Genomic DNA, 19,805 nt, shown 5'->3' with positions numbered 1-19,805 from the left:
TAGGCGCTAAAAGATTAAAAAGTGCTTTGCTTATTCCATTTTCTTGAACAGTGCATTGCCACAGCGTGAGCAGAAGGCCGCGCCATGTTCATGGTGGCCTTTGCGACAGACCGGACAATCGTGCTTGAGTTGCTCGCCACGCATGGCATTGGCCAGTTCAGCGGTGAAAATACCCGTGGGCACGGCAATGATCGAGTAACCGGTGATCATCACCATCGAGGAAATCACCTGGCCCAGTGGCGTCTTCGGAACAATGTCGCCAAAGCCGACCGTGGTCAGGGTCACGATCGCCCAGTAGATACCCTTGGGGATGCTGGTAAAGCCATGTTCAGGTCCTTCGACCACATACATCAGGGTGCCAAAGACGGTCACCAGGGTAGAGACGCTGATCAGAAAAACGATGATTTTCTGCTTGCTGCCTTGCAGGGCTGAAAGCAGGTAATGCGCTTGCTTGAGGTAAGGACTGAGCTTGAGCACACGAAAGATCCGCAGCATTCGGATGACCCGAATGATCAGCAGGTACTGGGCGTCGCTGTAGTACAGGGCGATGATCCCCGGAACGATGGCCAGCAGGTCGACCAACCCGTAAAAGCTGAAGGCATAGCGCAGCGGCTTGGGTGAGCAATACAAGCGCACCAGGTACTCGGCCAGAAAGATGGCGGTGAAACCCCACTCGATCAAGGCCAGGAGTCCGGCGTAGTTCTGGTGGACGTCATCAATGCTATCGAGGATTACAGTGATCAGGCTGGCCAGGATGATCAGCAACAAGATGCTGTCAAAACGTCGGCCGGCCACGGTGTCGGTTTGAAAAACGATAACGAAGAGCCGCTCACGCCAGCTCGAAGGGGTGTCCATGCTCAGCTCCATTGCACAATGCAGCTGAGCCTAGGGGCAGCGCTTCAGCTATGCAAGCGGCCGGTCCTGCGGGTGAGCGGCTGACGTGTCAGGCGCTGGCCGATCAGCACCAGCCAACAGGCGAGAATGAAGGGAGCGGTCAGGCCTGGCACTGGCAGTTGCGCAACCAGCGGTTGCAGGATGATTGCCAGGATAATCGCCAGCAGCGGCAGCCACGGCTGTTTGCGCGTCTGGCTGAAGGCCAGGGCTGCGAGGGCGGCATTGAAGCCGTATAGGCCTGCATAGGCTGCGTTGGCCTCGCCACCGAGCAGGGCGACGCTTCCTCCCAGCGCTGCACCGAGTAACGCCCAGGTGGCGGCGTAGCGATTGGAGATGAACAAGCCGATGGCGATCAGCAGCCCGGCGAAAGGGCTGTCCAGCAAGAAGACCTGTCCGAGACCGCATGCCAGCGCATAAAGCGCGTTGTGCTCGATCGGGCTGGAAGCGGCGCTGCTCGGCTCGCTGACCAACAACACCGCCCAGCCGATCAACACGAACGGTGCGGTGTAGGCAGGCAGTAGCAAGTTGGAGCTGGCGCGCTTGAGCCACTGATGCACGATCATGCTGCTCAGGCCGCCAGCGGCGATGATCAGCGGTGGCAGGATGGCCGACCAGGGAAGTGCGTAGCTGAGCAGCAGGCCGATCAGTACGCCGTTGTAGCTATACAGACCGGCTTGGCGATCCGTGCGGTTGTAGCCACGACGCTGGGCCGTGAGCAGGCCGGCGAGGGCGCCGAGCAAGGCGCCACCGACCAGGTCGGGGGCAGTCAGGGTGATGGCCAGCAGGCATGACAGGCCGCACAGCGGATTTCGCTGCAGTAGCACTTGGCTGAAGCCATTGAGCAAGGCCGTGGCCCAGTCGGGGCACGGATTGACGAAATTCTTGGTGTACATGGGGGCAGTCTGGGTTGATGTGGAGTGGGGCGGCCTCTATCGGGCTGGGTTTTCCCACGTAGGTAGTGTGTCGTAGCCATCGCAGGGCTAGCCCGTTCCCAGCAAGCTTCAAGTGCCTATGGGAGCGGGCTTGCCGCGCGATGATTGTTACGTCAGACCAAGGTTTCGATCCGCAGCGTGTTAGTCGACCCCGGTTTGCCAAAAGGCACACCCGCAGTGATCAACAGGGTATCGCCACGGCTCGCCATGCCTTGGGCCTGGGCGATTTCCAGTGCGGTGGAGCAGATTTCATCGACTTGACGCAGGCGATCATTGACCACTGAATGCACACCCCAGGCCACGCTCAAACGTCGCGCGGTGGCCAGGTTCGGGGTCAAGTTGAGGATCGGTGCCCGTGGCCGCTCGCGGGCGGCACGTAGGGTCGATGCCCCCGACTCGCTGTAGTTGACCAGCACAGCCACCGGCAAAATGCCGCTGATGCGACGGATCGCACAGCTGATGGCATCGGAAACCGTAGCTTCTGCCTTGGGTCGACCCACATCCAGTTGGGCCTGATAATCCGGACCGTTCTCGACCTGACGAATGATCTTGCTCATCATCTGCACCGCTTCAAGCGGGTAGTCGCCGGAGGCCGTCTCCGCCGAAAGCATCACTGCATCGGCGCCTTCCGCCACAGCATTGGCCACATCGGTAACTTCAGCGCGGGTCGGGGCCGGGGAGAACCGCATCGATTCGAGCATCTGCGTGGCAACTACCACGGGTTTGCCCAATTCACGGCAGGTGTTGATGATGCTTTTCTGGATCTGCGGCACGCTTTCAGCCGGCACTTCCACACCCAGGTCACCACGGGCCACCATGATTGCGTCGCTGAGCTCGGCAATGGCGCGCAATTGAGTGACGGCCGAGGGCTTCTCGATCTTGGCCATCAGGTAGGCACGATCACCAATCAACTGACGTGCTTCAACGATGTCTTCCGGGCGCTGCACGAACGACAGTGCCACCCAGTCCACACCCAGCTCAAGGCCGAAGGTCAGGTCGCGGCGGTCTTTGGCGGTCAGGGGGCTGAGGTCCAGCACGGCTTGCGGTACGTTGACGCCTTTACGGTCGGACAGCTCGCCGCCGTTGAGCACTTCGGTCTCGATGGCGTCTTCGTGCTTGGCGGTAACGCGCAGGCGCAGTTTGCCGTCATCGAGCAGCAGGTCCATGCCAGGTTCCAGGGCCGCGATGATTTCCGGATGCGGCAGGTTGACCCGCTCCAGGGTCCCGGGGGTGCTGTCCAGATCGAGGCGCAGGGCCTGGCCACGCTGCAACTGGACCTTGCCCTCGGCGAAGCGGCCGACGCGCAGCTTCGGACCCTGCAGGTCCATGAGAATCCCCAGCGGGTAGTTGAGTTGGCTCTCAACTTCACGAATCCACTGGAAGCGCAGGGCGTGGTCTTCGTGCTCGCCGTGGCTGAAGTTGAGGCGGAAGATGTTCACTCCCGACTCGACCAGTTGGCGAATGTCCTCGATACCCTTGATGGCAGGGCCCAGGGTAGCGAGGATTTTGACTTTTTTGTCAGGCGTCATGGTTTGGCACTCTCAAGGATCAGAATGGCGCGAAAATCGTTGACGTTGGTCCGCGTCGGCTCGGTGACGATCAAGGCGTCGAGCGCGGCGAAGTAGCCATAGCCATTGTTGTTGTCCAGTTCATCGCTGGCCGACAGCCCCAGGGCTGCAGCGCGCGCATAGCTTTGCGGGGTCATCAGGGCACCGGCGTTGTCTTCCGAGCCATCGATACCATCGGTGTCGCCAGCCAGGGCGTAGACCCCGGGCAATCCTTTCAGGCTTTCGGTCAGGCTCAGGAGGAACTCGGCGTTGCGTCCGCCACGGCCATTGCCGCGTACGGTGACAGTGGTCTCGCCACCGGAAAGGATCACGCAGGGCGGCGACAACGGTTGGCCGTGTAGCACGATCTGACGGGCAATACCGGCATGAACCTTGGCGACTTCCCGTGATTCGCCTTCCAGGTCGCCAAGAATCAGTGGGCTGAAGCCAGCCTGGCGGGCCTTGACCGCTGCAGCTTCCAGCGACTGCTGGGGGCGGGCGATCAGTTGGAAGTGGCTGCGCGCCAATGCTGGATCATCAGCCTTGACGGTTTCCGAGGCTGGGTTGTTCAGCCAGGCGGTGACTGCAGCGGGTGCTTCGATGTTGTAGCGCTTGAGGATTGCCAGCGCTTGGGCCGAAGTGCTCGGGTCGGCCACGGTAGGGCCGGAGGCGATGACCGTGGCCAGGTCGCCAGGTACGTCGGAAATTGCATAGGTGTAGACCGTTGCAGGCCAGCAGGCCTTGGCCAGACGGCCGCCCTTGATCGCCGAGAGATGCTTGCGCACGCAGTTCATCTCGCCGATGGTGGCGCCGGACTTGAGTAGCGCTTTGTTGATCTGCTGCTTATCAGTCAGGGTCAGGCCTTCGGCGGGCAGTGCCAGCAGGGCAGAGCCACCACCCGAGAGCAGGAATATGACCCGGTCGTCAGCGCTGAGGTTGCTGACCATCTCCAGCACACGCTTGGCGACTGCCAGGCCTGCGGCATCGGGAACCGGGTGCGCCGCTTCGACTACTTCGATCTTCGAACAACTGGCACCGTGCCCGTAGCGGGTCACAACCAGGCCGGAAACCGGCCCTTGCCAATTGCGTTCGACCACTTCAGCCATGGCCGCTGCGGCCTTGCCAGCGCCAATGACAATGACGCGACCGCTGCGGTCGCTGGGCAGATGTGCTTCAAGCACCTGGCGAGGGTGTGCGGCATCGATGGCCGTGGCGAACAGCTCGCGCAGAAAATGTTGCGGATCGACCGACATGGCAGGCTCCCATCTTATTATTCTTCAAAACCGAAAACGCCCCTGGGCAGACCTCCGTGCAGGCATACCCAGGGGCGGTGGTGCGCTTTTAGCTTCTAGCTCCAAGCTGCAAGAAAGGCAGATCGATGCGCGGCCTGCCTTTTCCTGCCGCATGAAGCTTGCCGCTTTTGTTTACTCTTCGCCGCGAATGGAGAAGTTCGCCATGTGCTCGAGGCCTTTGATCAGCGCCGAGTGGTCCCAGTTGGCGCCACCGATGGCCGCGCAGGTGCTGAACACTTGCTGGGCGTTGGCGGTGTTGGGCAGGTTGATGTTCAGTTCTTTGGCGCCTTGCAGGGCCAGGTTCAGGTCTTTCTGGTGCAGGCTGATGCGGAAGCCTGGATCGAAGGTGCCTTTGATCATGCGCTCGCCGTGTACTTCGAGGATCTTCGAAGAAGCGAAGCCACCCATCAGTGCTTCACGAACCTTGGCGGGGTCTGCGCCGTTCTTGGCGGCAAACAGCAGGGCTTCGGCGACGGCCTGAATGTTCAGGGCGACGATGATCTGGTTGGCAACCTTGGCGGTCTGGCCGTCGCCGCTACCACCAACGCGGGTGATGTTCTTGCCCATGACCTGGAACAGCGGCAATGCGCGTTCGAAGGCATTTGGGCAGCCACCGACCATGATGCTCAGGGTCGCGGCTTTCGCACCGACTTCACCACCGGAAACCGGGGCGTCCAGGTAGGTAGCACCGGTAGCCTTGATCTTCTCGGCAAAGGCTTTGGTGGCGGTAGGGGAGATCGAACTCATGTCGATCACGACCTTGTTCGGGCCCACGCCCTGGGCGACACCGTTGTCACCGAACAGTACCGCTTCAACCTGTGGGGTATCGGGCACCATGACGATGATGAATTCAGCTTCCTGCGCCACTTCCTTCGGGTTGGCCAGGGCGACGGCGCCAGCGGCGACCAGGTCAGCCGGGGCAGCATCGTGATGGGTAGACAGGAACAGGCTGTGACCGGCTTTCTGCAGGTTCTGCGCCATTGGGCGGCCCATGATGCCGGTGCCGATAAATCCGATTTTAGCCATGAGAGATGCCTCTTGTAATTGTTCGATAGGGTGACCCGGTGCGAGCGGGTACTTAGATCGCGTTGTGCGTTTTCAACCAGCCCAGGCCTGCTTCGGTGGTGGTCAGCGGCTTGTATTCACAGCCCACCCAGCCCTGGTAGCCAATGCGGTCCAGGTGTTCGAAGAGGAAGCGGTAGTTGATTTCGCCAGTACCCGGCTCGTTGCGGCCTGGGTTGTCGGCCAGCTGGATGTGGTTGATCTTGGCCAGGTTGCCTTCCATGGTGCGGGCCAGATCCCCTTCCATGATTTGCATGTGGTAGATGTCGTACTGCAGGAACAGGTTGCTGCTGCCCACTTCGGCCTGGATCTCCAGGGCCTGCTTGGTGGTGTTCAGGTAGAAACCCGGGATGTCACGGGTGTTGATCATTTCCATGACCAGCTTGATCCCGGCGGCTTGCAGCTTGTCGGCAGCGTACTTGAGGTTGTCGACGAAGGTCTTGCGCACGGTGGCGCAATCCGGGCCTTGAGGACGAATACCCGCCAGACAGTTGACCTGGGTGTTGCCCAGCACTTGAGCGTAGGCAATGGCCAAGTCGACACCAGCGCGGAACTGCTCGACGCGAGCCGGATCGCACGCGATGCCGCGATCACCGTTGGCCCAGTCACCGGCAGGCAGGTTGAACAGCACCTGTGTCAGGCCGTGGGCATCGAGCTGCTGCTTGATTTCAGCCGAGCTGAAATCGTACGGGAACAGGTACTCGACACCGCTGAAGCCGGCGTCGGCTGCAGCCTTGAAACGGGCGAGAAAGTCCTGCTCGGTGAACAGCATGGACAGGTTAGCGGCGAAACGTGGCATGGTTGTCTCCTTGCAAAAGTGGGCCCTGTGCATTTCGCGACAGGGCCTTTGCTGCGATCAGTCGAGCATGGAAATCGCGGTTGGCGCGTCGTTGCCGACCAGGGCGAGGTCTTCGAATTCGTTGACCGCGTTGATTTCAGTGCCCATGGAAATGTTGGTCACGCGCTCGAGGATAACCTCGACCACCACCGGAACCTTGAACTCTTCGGCCAGCTTCTGCGCCTTGAGCAGGGCTGGGGCGATTTCGCTTGGTTCGGTGACGCGCAGGGCCTTGCAGCCCAGGCCTTCGACCACCGCAACGTGGTCGACACCATAGCCGTTGAGTTCCGGTGCGTTGACGTTCTCGAACGCCAGTTGCACACAGTAGTCCATCTCGAAGCCACGTTGAGCCTGGCGGATCAGCCCCAGGTAGGAGTTGTTCACCAGTACGTGGATGTACGGCAGATTGAACTGCGCGCCTACGGCCAGTTCTTCGATCATGAACTGGAAGTCATAGTCGCCCGACAGCGCCACGACCTTGCGGCTTGGATCGGCCTTGACCACGCCCAGGGCTGCAGGGATGGTCCAGCCCAGCGGGCCGGCCTGGCCACAGTTGATCCAGTGGCGTGGCTTGTACACGTGCAGGAACTGGGCGCCGGCAATCTGCGACAGACCAATGGTGCTGACGTAGCAGGTGTCCTTGCCGAATACCTGGTTCATTTCTTCGTAAACGCGCTGTGGCTTGACTGGCACGTTGTCGAAGTGGGTCTTGCGTTGCAGGCTGGACTTGCGCTGTTGGCAATCTTCCAGCCAGGCGCCGCGATCCTTGAGCTTGCCAGCGGCTTTCCACTCGCGCGCCACTTCCAGGAACACATCCAGCGCTGCACCGGCATCGGAGACGATACCCAGATCAGGGGTGAACACCCGGCCGATCTGGGTAGGTTCGATGTCGACGTGGATGAAGCGACGGCCTTCGGTGTAGACATCGACAGAACCGGTGTGGCGGTTGGCCCAACGGTTACCGATACCCAGGACCACGTCCGACTTGAGCATGGTGGCGTTGCCGTAGCGGTGCGAAGTCTGCAAACCGACCATGCCGACCATCAGTGGGTGATCGTCAGGGATGATGCCCCAGCCCATCAGGGTAGGGATGACTGGAATACCGGTCAGCTCGGCGAACTCGACCAGCTTGTCGCAGGCATCGGCGTTGATGATGCCGCCACCGGCGACCAGCAATGGACGCTCGGCGGTGTCGAGCATGGCCAGGGCTTTCTCGACCTGCACACGGTTGGCCGCAGGCTTTTGTACTGGCAGCGGCTGGTAGGCATCGATGTCGAATTCGATCTCGGCCATCTGCACGTCGAATGGCAGGTCGATCAACACCGGTCCTGGACGGCCGGAGCGCATTTCATAGAACGCTTTCTGGAACGCGTAAGGCACTTGGCCTGGTTCCAGAACGGTGGTCGCCCACTTGGTCACCGGCTTGACGATGCTGGTGATGTCGACGGCCTGGAAATCTTCCTTGTGCATACGGGCACGCGGCGCTTGGCCGGTGATGCACAGGATTGGGATGGAGTCGGCAGAAGCACTGTACAGGCCAGTGACCATGTCAGTGCCGGCAGGGCCGGAAGTACCGATGCACACGCCGATGTTGCCGGCCTTGGTGCGGGTGTAGCCCTCGGCCATGTGCGAGGCGCCTTCAACGTGACGAGCGAGGACGTGATCGATACCGCCGACTTTCTTCAGTGCCGAGTACAGCGGGTTGATTGCAGCACCCGGAATACCAAACGCGGTTTCAACACCTTCGCGGCGCATCACCAGAACGGCTGCATCAATTGCTCTCATTTTGCTCATGGTTTTGTGCCTCATTGATTTTGTAATTGTATACAAGTGGCTTTTCGTCAGAGTGTATTCACGCCAAGCGACTCTGGTCAATCCATTTTCATCAGCGGCAGGTGCTTTCGTCGGGAACGCCTTAAAAAAGGCATTTCGTCAGAATTGGTTTGCCATGATGTAAATATTGTATACAAAAATATTCGCCATTGTGTTCTATTTGTTCTATTGCTTTCACACCTGCCCTCAGGGCTTCTAACAATAAGAGGACCTTTCCATGAACGCATTGACCCTGAAAGTTGCTGTCAGCCTGGTGAACACCGCGCTGGCAGCGGGTCGCAAGATATCCGCCGCGCCATTGACGGTGGCGGTGCTCGACAATGGTGGCCACCTGTTGGCGCTGCAACGTGAAGACGGCGCCAGCCTGTTGCGTCCGCAGGTGGCAATGGGCAAGGCTTGGGGTGCTATCGCCTTGGGCAAGGGCTCACGCTTGCTGGCGTTGGACGCACAGCAGCGCCCAGCGTTCTTCGCTGCGCTCAATGGCCTGGGTCAGAGCCCGGTAGTGCCGGCGCCCGGTGGCGTGCTGATTCGCAATCAGCAGGGTGTGGTGTTGGGGGCGATTGGTATCAGTGGCGACACATCGGATATCGATGAGCAGTGCGCGATCAGTGCGATCGAAGAGGCGGGATTGACGGCGGATGCTGGTGTAGCGGCTTAAAACCCACCATCAGGCAAGCCCGCCTCCATTCTGGCAGTGGGCTTGCCCCGCGAAAAAACTTTACAAATCCGGCTCGCACCCTTTGAGCACCAGGCGAATGATCGTCTGCGTAGCCGCCTCATAGTCGCTGTCCTCAAGCTTGGCCTTGCCAGTGACCACCGATATCTGCCAGTCGAAATCAGCGTAGGTCTGGGTCGCCGCCCAGATGCTGAACATCAGGTGGTGGGGATCGACGGAGGCAATTTGCCCACGGTCTATCCAGGCCTGGATGCAGTCGATGTTGTGCCGCGCCTGAACGTTGAGCTGTTCCACCTGGCTTGGGCTCAGGTGTGGGGCGCCGTGCATGATCTCGCTGGCGAACACTTTCGAGGCAAAGGGCAAGTCGCGGGAAATACGCACTTTCGAGCGGATGTAGGAACTCAAGACTTCTTTCGGATCGCCGTCGGCATTGAACGGCGTAGATGCCTGCATGATCGGTTCGATGATGCTTTCGAGCACCTCGCGATAGAGGTTTTCCTTGGATTTGAAGTAGTAGTACACGTTTGGCTTGGGCAGCCCGGCCTTGGCCGCGATATCGCTGGTCTTGGTGGCGGCGAAGCCCTTGTCGGCGAACTCTTCACTGGCCGCACGCAGGATCAGTTCTTTGTTGCGTTCGCGAATGCTGCTCATGGTTAACGCTGTTCCTCGTGTCGGGCCGTAGGCGGCGCCGGGCCTGTAAGGCGGTTGCGCATGGTAGCACCGCGTTTGTGAAGGGCTCAAGGTAGCGACTTTGAGCTAGACTGACTCCCTCTCAACCCGCTGGAATCAAGCAAACATGGCAGGAAGCAGTCTTCTGGTGTTGATCGACGACATCGCCACGGTACTCGATGATGTTTCGGTGATGACCAAGGTCGCAGCGAAAAAGACCGCAGGTGTACTGGGCGATGACTTGGCCCTGAACGCCCAGCAAGTGACCGGGGTGCGCGCCGAGCGGGAAATTCCGGTGGTCTGGGCGGTGGCCAAGGGATCATTCCTGAACAAGCTGATTCTGGTGCCGGCAGCGCTGTTGATCAGTGCTTTCATTCCCTGGGCCGTCACGCCGCTGTTGATGGTCGGTGGCGCCTTCCTGTGTTTTGAAGGCTTTGAAAAACTGGCGCACACGTTTCTTCACAGCAAGGAACAGGATCAGGCCGAACACACCGCCCTGGCCGAGGCAGTGGCTGATCCTGCGGTTGATCTGGTGGCGTTCGAGCAGACCAAGATCAAAGGCGCGATTCGCACCGATTTCATCCTCTCGGCAGAAATCATTGCAATTACCCTGGGCACCGTGGCAGACGCGCCACTGACCCAGCAGATCATCGTGCTGTCGGGCATTGCCATTGTCATGACCATCGGTGTCTATGGCCTGGTTGCCGGCATCGTCAAGCTCGATGACCTGGGCTTGTGGCTGACCCAGAAAGCGTCCGCCGTGGCCAAGGCATTGGGTAACGGTATCCTGCGCACGGCACCGTACATGATGAAAAGCCTGTCAGTGATTGGTACTGCAGCGATGTTTCTGGTCGGCGGTGGGATTCTGGTGCATGGCGTTGCACCCCTGCATCATGCCATCGAAGCATTCAGTGAAGGGCGGGGCGGGGCGTTGACCGGGGCCTTGCTCAATGCCGGCGTAGGAATCGTGGCGGGTGCCGCGGTGCTGGCGGTGGTTGCTGTGGTCGGCAAGATCTGGCGAGCGCTGAAAGGCTGATCGTCTATCGCGGGCAAGCCCGCTCTCACACGGAACGATTGTTTCGATGTGGGAGCGGGGGCTTGCCCCGCGAGTACAGCTATCAGAAATGCACTTTGACCAGGAAACTGGCGGTGTTCTGATCGGTATCGAAGGCGTCGCTGTCTTTGATCCCGTACTTGTTCTTCCAGTAGTCGTATTCAAAACCGACGTACAGCTGCTTCTCACCCCAGTTCAGCGCTTTACCCAGGTCATACTTGACCTGTGGGTTGAAGTGCAGGTTGGCGTGATAGGTGCCACGGCGGCTGGTGGCATCGTTGTCGACGACCCAGTCCATGAAGCCATCGATGAGAATGTCGGATTTGCCCACGGGAATGGTGTAGGACCATACCGGGGTGATCTGCCAGACATTGTCACCGGCACGGCTGCCTTCGGTATTGCGCTGGTAGAAGTTCAGCTGGAAGTAATCGAAGCCCGGGATTGCCAGGTCGAAACCAGGACCGATCAGGTAGGACTCGGTATCGCCTTCGCCAAACTCGTAGGTCATGGCCAGCAGCACGTCCTTGATCGGGCCAAATTCAAGTTTCTGATCGAAGATCTTGCCGAACGACAGGCGTGGGCTGAACTCGCCGTAATAGGTGTTTGGACCGTTGTTGAAGTCCTTGTCACCGTTGTAGAAGATCTTGTCGACGAAAAAGAAGTTGTCACCGTACTTCCAGCCATCGGCGTGCTCGAAGGTCACGGTCTGCTGAACTTCCGGGTTGACGGCAAAGTTCTTGCCCCACAGATAGGTCAGGCTGTTGTTCTGCCATTGCAGCAGATCACCGGCGGTGGCGGCCGTGCTGGCCGCCAGCAGGCTGCCGGCGAGAATCAGGCTATTGGTCATGCGCATCGCTGTGTTGCTCCCTTGATTGAATCTGTTGGTCGGTACTCTGAGTGGCACCGTTGGGTTCAAATACTTGTCTTTTGAGTCAGTTTTTTTCGATTACCCACAACTATTTGGCAAGAGCTGCGCCAACTTTCCACGTACGGCGCAACAATCCTGCTCGACATCGTTCTGAACAGATGAAAAGGGGTATTTCAGGCTGGCGTAACGCTTGCCAACCGCCCGAATTCATTGACTGAGCGGTCAGCAAACGCAGGCAAGATCCCTCTTGCCCTGATCGAGAGGGCGCGCAGATTACTGGCTTGCGCGCTGGTCCTCAAGTGCTCCGTCATGGAGCAGGTATAGCTAAAACTGTGCGTTTGGTCAGGTTTTAGAAATGAAACTTAACCAGGGCGCTGGTCACGTTCTGATTGGTGTCGAGGCGCCCGTTGTTTTCAATGCCGTATTTATCTTTCCAATAGCTGTACTCGATACCCACGTACAGCTGCTTGGCACCGAAGTCCAAGGCCTTGCCCAGGTCGTATTTGACCTGAGGGTTGAAGTGCAGGTTGGCGTGGTAGGTGCCACGTCGGCTCTCGTCGTTGTCCACTACCCAATCGATGTAGCCATCGAACAGGATGTCGGACTTACCCATTGGAATGGTGTAGGAAAAAGTTGGAGTAATCTGCCAGACACCGTCACCCGGGCGGCTGCCCTCGGTGTTGCGTTGCATGATGTTAAGGGTGAAGTAGTTGAAACCGGGAATCGCCAGGTCAAAGCCGGGGCCGATCAGGTAGGCCTCGTTGTCGCCTTCGCCAGACTCGTAGGTCATGGCAATCAACACGTCCTTGATCGGGCCGAACTCAAATTTGCGATCGAAGATCTTGCCGAGCGACAAACGTGGGCTGAATTCACCGTAGTAGGTGTTACTGCCCTTGTTGCGGTCGGTTCCGCCGTTGTAGAAGATCTTGTCGATGAACAGGAAGGTGTCGCCGTATTTCCACTTGTTGGCGTGCTCGAAGGTCACGGTCTGCTGGATGGCAGGGTTGACCTTGAAGTCTTTGCCGTAGAGATACGTCAGACTTTCGGTGTGCCAGAGCAGCAGGTCTCCTGCGGTGGCTGGCAAAGCGGCCAGCAGACTGCTACCCAACAGGAGGGAAGTGGTGATGCCTTTCATGTTGTGATTCCCGGCATTGTTATTGTTGGTTTTGGGTTGTTTCGGCGCGAGGCGCCCCGGTCGACTCGCTCCCACGAGTCGACGGTCCTGCGTGTTGCTCGGGTGAAACCAGGCGGCAAGCGCCGCCCAAAGGCTCAGTGCTGGTGGGCGGCGTCGTTATGCGCCGCACGCTCGGCGCCGCCGAGGATGTTGAACAACAGGTTGAGGATCAGCGCGCTGACCGTCGCCATGGCGATGCCGCTATGGGTGATCGGCTCCATCCACTGTGGCATTTGCGCGAAGAACTCCGGACGGACCACCGGAATCAGGCCCATGCCGACGCTGACGGCGACCAGTAACTGATTTCTGCGGTCGGCGATGTCCGCTTCCTGAAGAATCTTGATCCCGGTGGCTGCAACCATGCCAAACATGGCAATCGAGGCCCCGCCCAGTACTGCAGGCGGAATTGAGGCGATCAGGAACGCAGCTTTAGGCAGCAGGCTGAGCAGAATCAGGAAGCCGCCGGCAACTACCGTGACGTAGCGGCAACGCACGCCCGTCATTTGCACCAGGCCGATGTTCTGGGCGAAGGAGGAATGGGTGAAGGTATTGAAAAAACCAGCGACGAAGGAGGCACCGGCATCGCACATCAGGCCACGGCGCAACATGCCAGGGGTGACTTCACGGTCGGTAACCTTGCCCAGTGCCAGGAACATGCCGGTGGACTCGACAAAGATGATTACCACAACAAGACACATGGACAGGATTGGCGCGAGGCTGAAGGTCGGCATGCCAAAGTGCAGCGGCGTAACGACTTGTACCCAAGGCGCTTCGTCGAGGCCGGAGAGATCGACCATGCCGATCGAGCCGGCCAGGATGTAACCCAGGCCCATGCCGATGAGCACCGAGACATTGACCCAGAAACCGCGCATGAAACGATTGACCAGAAGGATGGTGATCAACACCAGCGCGGCCACGAGCAAGTAGATAGGGGAGCCGAAGGTTTCCGCTTCAGCGCCGCCACCGGCCCAATTGACCGCTACCGGAAACAGCGAAAGACCAATCGAGGTGATGACCGTGCCGGTCACCAGCGGCGGGAAGAAGCGCACCACTTTGGACATGAACGGGGCGATCAGCATGCCGAAGAAGCCGGCGGCAATGGTTGCACCAAAGATGCCTTGCAGGCCGACACCGGGCATACCGGCCATGGCTACCATGCTGCCGACTGCAGCAAAACTTGCGCCCATCATCACCGGCATACGAATGCCGACTGCGCCAATGCCGAACGACTGGACGATGGTGGCGACACCAGCGACCAGCAGGTCGGCATTGATCAGGAAAGCGACTTCTTCACGAGAAAGGCCGGCGGCCTGGCCGATGATCAGCGGTACGGCAATCGCACCCCCGTACATCAGCAAGACATGTTGGAGGCCCACCAGGAACAGTTGGAACATTGGTAGTGGCTGTCGTGGGGGCGCAACAGGGATGTACGCCTTGCGTGACTCGGACATGCAACACCTCGGTTTTGTTTTTATTCTTTAGATCTGCAAGCTCAAGCGCCATGCTTGGGGTAGAAGCAGGAATGCGCGCTTGGCTTGCAGCTTGTTGCTTGTTGCTTGTTGCTTGTTGCTTAAAGCCTGTTGCTTAGTTTGTTGGTGCACCCTTGGCGATCCACGCGCCAATCAGTTCACGTTCCTGCTGGGTCATCTGTGTGATGTTGCCCAGAGGCATGATCTGGGTAGCAACAGCCTGTGCCTGAATACGCGCAGCTTGCTGCTGGATCTGCTGCGGGGTGTCGAGCATTACCCCAGCAGGCGCAGCGCTGAACAGTGGGCTGGTCGGCTTGGCCGAATGGCACACGGCGCAACGTTCCTGGATCACGCTGTGGATCTTGTTGAAGCCGGCGTCGTCGAGTGTGGCGACGGTAGTAGCGGGGGCTTCGACAGGCGCAGCAGCCTGGGCAGGCTCGGCGGCTTTCTCTGCAGCTTTTTCGGCAGCGGTCTTGCCACCCAATGCTGTTTCCGGCAGTGGTTGGTACTCGACTTTGGCGGCGGCCTGCTCAGGTGCGGTCGGCATTGGCGCAGGGCCAGTGACGTAGGCCAGGCAGATCATCGACAGGGCACCGACCGGCAGGGTCCATGCGTACTTGTTGCTGTCGTGACGGGTGTTGAAGTAGTGACGAACCAATACTGCAGCCACTGCGATACCGGCCAGGATCAACCAGTTGTACTGGCTGCCATAGGTGCTCGGGAAGTGGTTGCTGATCATGATGAACAGCACCGGCAGGGTGAAGTAGTTGTTGTGGCGCGAACGCAACAGGCCCTTGGCTGGGAGCAGCGGGTCAGGTGTCTGGTTGGCTTCGATAGCGGCTACCAGTTGACGCTGGGCCGGCATGATGATGCGGAACACGTTACCAACCATGATGGTACCGATGATCGCACCGGTGTGCAGATAGGCACCGCGGCCGCTGAACACTTGGCTGAAGCCGTAACAGGCAGCAATAACCAGAACGAACAGCACCAGGCCAAGAAGGCCAGGACGCTTGCCCAGTGGCGAGTCGCACAGGAAGTCGTAGATGAACCAGCCTGCGATCAGCGAGCCAACACCGATAGCGATACCTTCAGCGCCGCTCAGGGAACTGCCTGGGGCCAGCAGGTACAGGGTAGGGTTCCAGTAGAACACCAGGCACAGCAGGGCGATACCCGACATCCAGGTGAAGTAGGCTTCCCATTTGAACCAGTGCAGGTTCTCCGGCATTTTCGGCGGAGCCAGCTTGTACTTCTCCAGGTGGTAGATCCCGCCACCGTGAATCGCCCAGAGATCGCCGGACAAACCATCGCGCGGGTTGGCGCGGTTGAGGTTGTTTTCCAGCCATACGAAATAGAACGACGCGCCAATCCATGCCACGCCAGTAATCATGTGAACCCAACGCACGCTCAGGTTCAGCCATTCCAACAGATGTGCTTCCACAGTCTTTACCTCTACCCTGGCACCCTGTAGTCGGGTGCTCGGGCCTTCTCTTATTGGTGGGGGGCGAGGATCAGTTGCTCATCCTCATTGAAAAAATGCTCATCGCAGTTATTGCCAGTGCCACTGCGATCAACCACCAGGAAGTCATCCCGCTTTTCGATCGTCAGCACCGGGTGGTGCCAGACGCCGCGATGGTAATTGATGCCCTGCCTTCCATTGCTGATGAAGGCGCGGACAAGACCTGATACAGGTGCATCGCCAACGGGCGCGACCACGATCAGAAAGGGGTTGCCGAGCAGCGGAATAAACGCCTGGCTGCCCAGCGGATGGCGCTCCAGCATGCGAACGGTCAGGGGCATGTCCTGCGCGTCGGCGCGGAAGATGCTGATGATCGCGTTGTCCTCGGGCTGGGCGGTTTCAACCGTTGCCAGCTTGTGGAAGCGCATGGTCGAACCGTTGTTGATCATGAAGTGGTCGCTGCCGTCAGTTTCGATCACGTCACCGAAAGGGGCGAAGGCTTCTTTGGTCAATGGCTCAATCACTAAAGTGCGCATGCGGATTCTCTTTATTCTGTGTTGTGGAGGGTAAGGCTGGGCCTTCCCTTAAAGTTGCAGCAGGCGGAACAAGGCAATCAGGTTGATCTGCGCCAGGGCTTCCTTGAACTCGGCCTCGACCGAGTTGTGGATGCGCTTCTCGAAAGAGGCGAGGATCTGGTGCCGATTGCTGCCTTTTACCGCCATGATGAAAGGGAACTTGAACTTCTCTTTATAGGCTTCGTTGAGCGTAGTGAAACGCTCGAACTCTTCGGCGGTGCATTGGTGGATACCGGCGCCGGCCTGTTCGTTGGTGCTCGATTCGGTCAGTTCACCCTGGACAGCGGCCTTGCCGGCGAGGTCCGGGTGAGCGTTGATCAGTGCCAGTTGAGCGGCGTGGTCGGCGCTCAAGAGAATGTCGCTCATGCGCTGGTGCAGGGCCTCGATCTGATCGACTTCCTGCAATTGGCCCACGTCGTAGGCCTTCTCGGCTACCCATGGCGAGTGCTCGTAGATATCGGCAAAGGCTTCAACGAAAGCACTGCGCTCCAGGGACGAAGGCTTGAGGGTTTTGAAAGCGGTCATTAGGCGTTCTCGGCTTTGTAAGGGTGGGTGGCATGCCAGTGACGGGCGATGTCCACGCGCCGGGTGAACCATACTTGCTCGTGGCTCTTGGCGTATTCGATGAAGCGCTTCAGTGCAGCCAGGCGGGCAGGGCGGCCGATCAGGCGGCAGTGCAGGCCGATGGAGAGCATCTTCGGTGCTTCGGCGCCTTCTTCGTACAGCACGTCGAACGCGTCCTTGAGGTACTGGAAGAACTGTTCGCCACAATTGAAGCCCTGCACCTGGGTGAAACGCATGTCATTGGTGTCGAGGGTGTACGGGATAACCAGGTGCGCCTTGCCGGTCGGGTTGTTGGGTTCCCAGTAAGGCAGGTCGTCGTCGTAGGTGTCGCTGTCGTATAGAAAACCACCTTCTTCCATCACCAGGCGGCGAGTGTTCAGCCCGGTACGGCCGGTGTACCAACCCAGTGGACGTTCGCCCGTCAGCTCGGTGAGGATGCGGATGGCTTCGAGCATATGCTCGCGCTCTTGCGCCTCGTCCATGTTCTGGTAGTCGATCCAGCGGTAGCCGTGGCTGCAGATCTCATGGCCGGCTTCGACCATGGCGCGAATCACATCGGGGTGACGCTGGGCGGCCATGGCCACGGCGAAGATGGTCAGCGGAACGCCGGTGTCCTTGAACAGCTTGAGCAGGCGCCAGACCCCAGCACGGCTGCCATACTCATACAGCGATTCCATGCTCATATTACGAGCACCCTGCAGAGGCTGGGCGGCGACCATTTCCGAGAGGAAGGCCTCCGATTCCTTGTCCCCGTGAAGAATGTTGCGTTCACCGCCTTCTTCGTAGTTGAGCACGAAAGACAAAGCGATGCGGGCATTCCCCGGCCAGCGCGGATGTGGTGGGGTGTTGCCGTAACCGATCAGGTCGCGAGGATAATCAGCGCTCACTGCAGTCTTCCTTCTTATACGTTTAAACGGATGGCGTGGCGCCCGTGCAGGGTAATGCCCACGACGATGGATTGATTGTATACAACTTTGTTTGCGGTTTGTAAGCCTGTTTTTTTGAATTTCTCACACTTTTCGACCCGTAAAGGCTTTGCAAGAAACCTGCCTGTTTGGTCAGTTAATGACGCCGACGTCGGCCAGTAGCATGGTTTTGCGACTGATGGCGTATTTACGGGGAGTAGAAGGCATGCCAGGAAAGAATACCGAATTATTGTGTACAATTTTACATTAAAATGTCTTAATAATCCGACAGCCGTACGCTGCCGAGCCTTCTGCCGGTGCCGTTCGGGTTTTTTTGCCCATAGATAGAACAGAGGCGCGCAAGCAATGGGACGTTTGACCACGCATGTACTGGATGCCGCTCATGGCTGCCCTGGCAGCTCGATCAAGGTCGAGCTGTACCGGGTTGAAGGCCAGCAGCTTGAGTTGGTACATACCACCCTGACCAACAGCGATGGCCGTTGCGACGCGCCTCTGCTGCAGGGTGATGATTATCGCAGTGGCGTTTACCAGTTGCAGTTCAATGCCGGCGACTACTACCGCGCCCGTGGCGTGCAACTGCCGGAACATGCCTTCCTGGACGTAGTGGTGCTGCGTTTTGGTATCAGCGCCGAACAGGATCACTACCACGTTCCGCTGTTGATCTCGCCGTACAGCTACTCGACCTATCGTGGAAGCTAGTTGGTCGCTAGAAGAATCTTCGTAGGTCCTTGCCCGCTCACACTGCGGGCTTTTTTTTGGTTGTTCACGGAATTCCGGGAACTACGCACCGGGCCTGCTAGCGGGCGAGCACCGGAATAAGGCTCGTGTGTCGATGGGCATATCCGTTTGATGTGGTGGCACCACTGGCTGGTTTCGCCTTTACGGCGACCCACTTTTGTCGGGGCAAAAGTGGGCATGGGCCTGTACCGTGACAACGGACGCCAAGAAGCAGGCTATTCAGTCGCCTGCCTTAGGCACTTTGCATATTCGTTCGGAGAACGATACCCCAGTGCTGAATGCAGTCGACTACTGTTGTAAAACCCATGCACATAGCCAGCGATTGATAGCTGTGCCTGTTTCTTGGTGGGGTAGACCCCACGAGCCTCCTCTCTTTTCAGCGTAGCGAAAAAGCTCTCAGCCACCGCGTTGTCCCAGCAATTTCCCCTTCGACTCATGCTTTGCTTGAAGTCTTTTTTGGCGAGCGTCAGACGGAACTTGCTGCTTGCGTACTGACTGCCCTGATCTGAGTGGAAGACCGCTCCACTCGTGCCAGAGCACGTACTCCAGGCGTTCAGGAAGGCGCGCTCAACCAACGTATCAGGCATCCGGTCTGAGAGGCTGTAGCCCAGTATCTGGCGCGTCTGAATGCTCAAAACGATGGCTAGGTACAGCCATCCTTCTTTGGTAGGCAGATAGGTGATATCACCGACCCAGGTCGGCGTGGGGTTATCGATGGAAAACTGGCGATTCAGCACATTGCTTGCGACCGGCAAATAGTGGTGGCTGTCAGTAGTACAGTGCCTGAAGCCGCCTTTGGATTTGGCCTGGATTCGCTCTTCGTGCATCAATCGTCTGACCCGTTTATGGCCGACTGCATGCGATTTCTGGCGCAAGGCTGCCACCAACCGTGGTCGACCATAGGTATTTCGACTGGCCACAAAGATGCTGCGCAAATCAATGCGAAGTTGAGTGTCTGGGTCGGGACGAAGCCGACGGTGCGTGAAATCGTAGAAACCTGAAACCGAGACCTCCATTACCCGACACAGCACTCGCACCGGGTATTGAGTCCGCTCAGCAGCGACGAAGGCGTATCTCACCTGGACTCTTTGGCAAAGAATACCGCCGCCTTCCTAAGAAACACCACTCGCCGGTTGTAGCGTGAAGCCAAACTCAGCCGCACGCCGGTACAAACCTTTCACAACTCGCTCCCGATACTTTTGCTCGTAGCGATCGGCGCCTGGGTCTTGATAATT

General features: G+C 58.7%; 19 protein-coding genes. 3 read left to right on the top strand and 16 right to left on the bottom strand.

Features of this window, described 5'->3' with window-relative positions:
• Positions 1 to 30 precede the first annotated feature (30 nt).
• From H8F21_RS23595 to gcl, 7 genes are all read right to left on the bottom strand, one after another.
• Complete coding sequence (locus tag H8F21_RS23595; protein ID WP_203585440.1) at positions 31 to 855, bottom strand: ion transporter; 825 nt, start codon at positions 853 to 855, stop codon at positions 31 to 33.
• Between the two features lie 44 nt (positions 856 to 899).
• On the bottom strand, positions 900 to 1,787 hold the full coding sequence (locus H8F21_RS23590) for an urea transporter (RefSeq protein ID WP_203585439.1): 888 nt from the start codon (positions 1,785 to 1,787) through the stop codon (positions 900 to 902).
• Between the two features lie 152 nt (positions 1,788 to 1,939).
• A complete protein-coding gene (gene pyk, locus H8F21_RS23585; protein WP_203475708.1) occupies positions 1,940 to 3,355 on the bottom strand; it encodes a pyruvate kinase in 1,416 nt (471 codons plus the stop codon).
• On the bottom strand, positions 3,352 to 4,626 hold the full coding sequence (locus tag H8F21_RS23580) for a glycerate kinase type-2 family protein (RefSeq protein WP_203543916.1): 1,275 nt from the start codon (positions 4,624 to 4,626) through the stop codon (positions 3,352 to 3,354). The genes pyk and H8F21_RS23580 overlap by 4 nt, the downstream gene beginning before the upstream one ends.
• A gap of 171 nt (positions 4,627 to 4,797) precedes the next feature.
• Positions 4,798 to 5,691 carry a 2-hydroxy-3-oxopropionate reductase gene (locus H8F21_RS23575; RefSeq protein WP_045200397.1) on the bottom strand — a complete coding sequence of 298 codons (894 nt, stop codon included), beginning with the start codon at positions 5,689 to 5,691 and terminating at the stop codon, positions 4,798 to 4,800.
• A gap of 52 nt (positions 5,692 to 5,743) precedes the next feature.
• Positions 5,744 to 6,526 (bottom strand): hydroxypyruvate isomerase, encoded by a 783-nt coding sequence (gene hyi, locus H8F21_RS23570; RefSeq protein WP_136477463.1) that lies wholly within the window; start codon positions 6,524 to 6,526, stop codon positions 5,744 to 5,746.
• A 57-nt stretch (positions 6,527 to 6,583) separates the two neighbouring features.
• Entirely contained in the window at positions 6,584 to 8,359 is a 1,776-nt protein-coding gene (gene gcl, locus H8F21_RS23565; RefSeq protein WP_136477462.1) for a glyoxylate carboligase, read from the bottom strand.
• 256 nt (positions 8,360 to 8,615) lie between these two features.
• On the opposite strand from gcl, the gene H8F21_RS23560 reads away from it, so the two are divergent.
• Positions 8,616 to 9,056: a GlcG/HbpS family heme-binding protein gene (locus tag H8F21_RS23560; RefSeq protein ID WP_136477461.1), complete on the top strand. Its 441-nt coding sequence runs from the start codon at positions 8,616 to 8,618 to the stop codon at positions 9,054 to 9,056.
• Positions 9,057 to 9,116: 60 nt separating this feature from the next.
• On the opposite strand, the gene H8F21_RS23555 is transcribed toward H8F21_RS23560, so the two are convergent.
• Complete coding sequence (locus H8F21_RS23555) at positions 9,117 to 9,725, bottom strand: TetR/AcrR family transcriptional regulator (protein WP_203475706.1); 609 nt, start codon at positions 9,723 to 9,725, stop codon at positions 9,117 to 9,119.
• 145 nt (positions 9,726 to 9,870) lie between these two features.
• On the opposite strand from H8F21_RS23555, the gene H8F21_RS23550 reads away from it, so the two are divergent.
• A complete protein-coding gene (locus H8F21_RS23550) occupies positions 9,871 to 10,779 on the top strand; it encodes a DUF808 domain-containing protein (protein ID WP_203475705.1) in 909 nt (302 codons plus the stop codon).
• Between the two features lie 82 nt (positions 10,780 to 10,861).
• Here the strand turns inward: H8F21_RS23550 and H8F21_RS23545 are convergent, their stop codons facing one another.
• The 7 genes from H8F21_RS23545 to puuE form a co-directional block, all read right to left on the bottom strand.
• Positions 10,862 to 11,650, bottom strand: coding sequence for an outer membrane protein OmpK (locus tag H8F21_RS23545; protein ID WP_136477458.1), 789 nt, complete (start codon positions 11,648 to 11,650; stop codon positions 10,862 to 10,864).
• 364 nt (positions 11,651 to 12,014) lie between these two features.
• Complete coding sequence (locus H8F21_RS23540; protein WP_136477457.1) at positions 12,015 to 12,800, bottom strand: outer membrane protein OmpK; 786 nt, start codon at positions 12,798 to 12,800, stop codon at positions 12,015 to 12,017.
• A 134-nt stretch (positions 12,801 to 12,934) separates the two neighbouring features.
• Positions 12,935 to 14,290, bottom strand: a complete 1,356-nt coding sequence (locus H8F21_RS23535) for a nucleobase:cation symporter-2 family protein (RefSeq protein ID WP_203475704.1) — start codon at positions 14,288 to 14,290, stop codon at positions 12,935 to 12,937.
• A gap of 133 nt (positions 14,291 to 14,423) precedes the next feature.
• Positions 14,424 to 15,749: a urate hydroxylase PuuD gene (locus H8F21_RS23530; protein WP_203585438.1), complete on the bottom strand. Its 1,326-nt coding sequence runs from the start codon at positions 15,747 to 15,749 to the stop codon at positions 14,424 to 14,426.
• A gap of 50 nt (positions 15,750 to 15,799) precedes the next feature.
• Entirely contained in the window at positions 15,800 to 16,303 is a 504-nt protein-coding gene (locus tag H8F21_RS23525; protein ID WP_136477454.1) for an ureidoglycolate lyase, read from the bottom strand.
• 48 nt (positions 16,304 to 16,351) lie between these two features.
• Positions 16,352 to 16,867 (bottom strand): 2-oxo-4-hydroxy-4-carboxy-5-ureidoimidazoline decarboxylase, encoded by a 516-nt coding sequence (gene uraD, locus H8F21_RS23520; protein ID WP_203475702.1) that lies wholly within the window; start codon positions 16,865 to 16,867, stop codon positions 16,352 to 16,354.
• On the bottom strand, positions 16,867 to 17,793 hold the full coding sequence (gene puuE / locus H8F21_RS23515; RefSeq protein ID WP_136477452.1) for an allantoinase PuuE: 927 nt from the start codon (positions 17,791 to 17,793) through the stop codon (positions 16,867 to 16,869). The genes uraD and puuE overlap by 1 nt, the downstream gene beginning before the upstream one ends.
• 384 nt (positions 17,794 to 18,177) lie before the next feature.
• Here puuE and uraH point away from each other — a divergent pair, with 384 nt between their 5' ends.
• Positions 18,178 to 18,531 carry a hydroxyisourate hydrolase gene (gene uraH, locus H8F21_RS23510; RefSeq protein WP_038613230.1) on the top strand — a complete coding sequence of 118 codons (354 nt, stop codon included), beginning with the start codon at positions 18,178 to 18,180 and terminating at the stop codon, positions 18,529 to 18,531.
• A gap of 254 nt (positions 18,532 to 18,785) precedes the next feature.
• Here the strand turns inward: uraH and H8F21_RS23505 are convergent, their stop codons facing one another.
• On the bottom strand, positions 18,786 to 19,670 hold the full coding sequence (locus H8F21_RS23505) for an IS3 family transposase (RefSeq protein ID WP_328824535.1): 885 nt from the start codon (positions 19,668 to 19,670) through the stop codon (positions 18,786 to 18,788).
• Positions 19,671 to 19,805 lie beyond the last annotated feature (135 nt).

The sequence above is a fragment of the Pseudomonas arcuscaelestis genome, from assembly GCF_016881005.1.
GTDB lineage: Bacteria > Pseudomonadota > Gammaproteobacteria > Pseudomonadales > Pseudomonadaceae > Aquipseudomonas > Aquipseudomonas arcuscaelestis.
This window is presented reverse-complemented; position numbering and strand designations above follow the sequence as displayed.